Below are 1,630 nucleotides of genomic sequence, written 5' to 3'. Positions count from 1 at the left end.
TCAAAGTGCATGGCACAGGCGAGCAATCGCGCTGCTTTGGCCATGTATTCGACGTGGTCGAAGCCTTGCTGCGTCTGATGGATAAGCCGGAAGCCTTTGGTGAGGTTTACAATATCGGCACCGACCAGGAAGTTTCAATCATGGAGCTTGCCGAGAAAGTTGTCGCGGCAACGGGATCGAAATCTGACATCGAACTGATCCCCTATTCCGACGTTTATCCCGAAGGCTTTGAGGACATGGCGCGGCGCCTGCCGAGCGTCGACAAACTCCAGGCGGCAATCGATTTTCGCCCGATGCGAACGCTTGATGAAATCATCGCCGACATCGTCACTGAAAAGCGCGCGGCGCTGGATCTAGAGGCAAGTTAACGCCATGGCTCTTGTCACACGTCTTGAAAAGCTCACGCGCGATGTCGCGACTGTGTTGCTGCCGCTCAATTTGCGACAGTGGCTTCGTAAGCAGCAGCGCATTCACAAACTACAATCCGTACCGGTCGGCAGCGTGGATTTTGGTGGTCTGCGCCGCCTGACCCCGATCAGCTCTATCTTCGGCCAGGACCGCGATCTGCTGACCATTGAGCGGTTCTATATCGAGGAATTCCTGGAGAAGCACTCGGATGATGTCAAAGGCCGCTGCCTCGAAATGGGCGATCCGGCTTACATCAACAAGTTTGGCGGCGATCGCGTCGCGCAGGCCGATGTCCTCAATTATGTTGAAGGCAATCCACAAGCGACCATCGTCGCAGACCTGACCGATGCGCCGCATATCCCTGACAACACGTTCGATTGCATCATCATCACGCAAACCCTGCAAATGATCTTCGAAGTCGATAAGGCGATTGAGACGCTCTACCGGATCTTGAAGCCCGGCGGTGTCGTCTTGTGCACCTCACATGGCATGACCCGCGTGGCTCGCCGCGAAGGCGTCGATGATTGGGGCGAGTATTGGCATTTCACCACTCAGTCCAAACGCCATCTCTTCCATCGGCATTTTCCGAAAGACCTTGTTGAGGTCTCGACGGTCGGCAATGTGTTTACCTGCATCTGCAATCTGCATGGTCTGGGCGCGAGTGAGATTGACCCGACTGAACTCGCCACGCACGACCCGAATTACGAAATGCTGGTCCTGGTTCGGGCGCAAAAGCCACTGGACGCATGACGCGCTGGTTTTCAGACCGCGATCATCAGATCCTCACAGCAATATTGCTGCTGGCTTTTGGCCTGCGCGTCTGGGGCTTGAACGCGCCCCTCTGGTATGACGAGATTACTACCGTTGAGACCCATTTGCGCCTGCCCTGGGATGAGATGATGACGTCTTATTCCATGAACCACCACTATCTCTACAGCTTGCAGGCCAAGCTGGTCGCCGGACTGTTTGGCGAAGCTGCCTGGACCGTGCGCCTGCCCGCAATGTTGTTTGGCGTCGGCTCCATTGCCGCAATGTGGTGCCTCGCCAAGCGCGTCGCCGGGGTACGGCTTGCGCATATCACGGCGCTGCTTCTGGCTCTGTCTTTCCACCACATTTGGTTCTCGCAGAATGCCCGCGGATATACCGAACTCGCCTTCTGGAGCACGCTCGGCATGATCTTCTTTCTGGACGGAATGCGTGATCCGAAGCTGAAGACCTGGCT

General features: G+C 56.3%; 3 protein-coding genes. All 3 read left to right on the top strand.

Annotated features, from left to right (window positions below):
• Positions 1-368, top strand: a 368-nt coding sequence (locus tag LYNGBM3L_RS49815; protein WP_048815237.1) for an NAD-dependent epimerase/dehydratase family protein, incomplete at its 5' end; no start/stop codon positions are given.
• 4 nt (positions 369-372) lie between these two features.
• Positions 373-1,158 (top strand): class I SAM-dependent methyltransferase, encoded by a 786-nt coding sequence (locus LYNGBM3L_RS49810; protein ID WP_008183569.1) that lies wholly within the window; start codon positions 373-375, stop codon positions 1,156-1,158.
• On the top strand, positions 1,155-1,630 hold a 476-nt coding region (locus LYNGBM3L_RS49805; RefSeq protein WP_193374700.1), incomplete at its 3' end, for a glycosyltransferase family 39 protein. The genes LYNGBM3L_RS49810 and LYNGBM3L_RS49805, both read left to right, overlap by 4 nt.

It is taken from the genome of Moorena producens 3L (assembly GCF_000211815.1).
Taxonomy (GTDB): Bacteria; Cyanobacteriota; Cyanobacteriia; order Cyanobacteriales; family Coleofasciculaceae; genus Moorena; species Moorena producens.
Note: the sequence above shows the minus strand (reverse complement) of the source record. Positions and strands in the feature narration are given on the sequence as shown.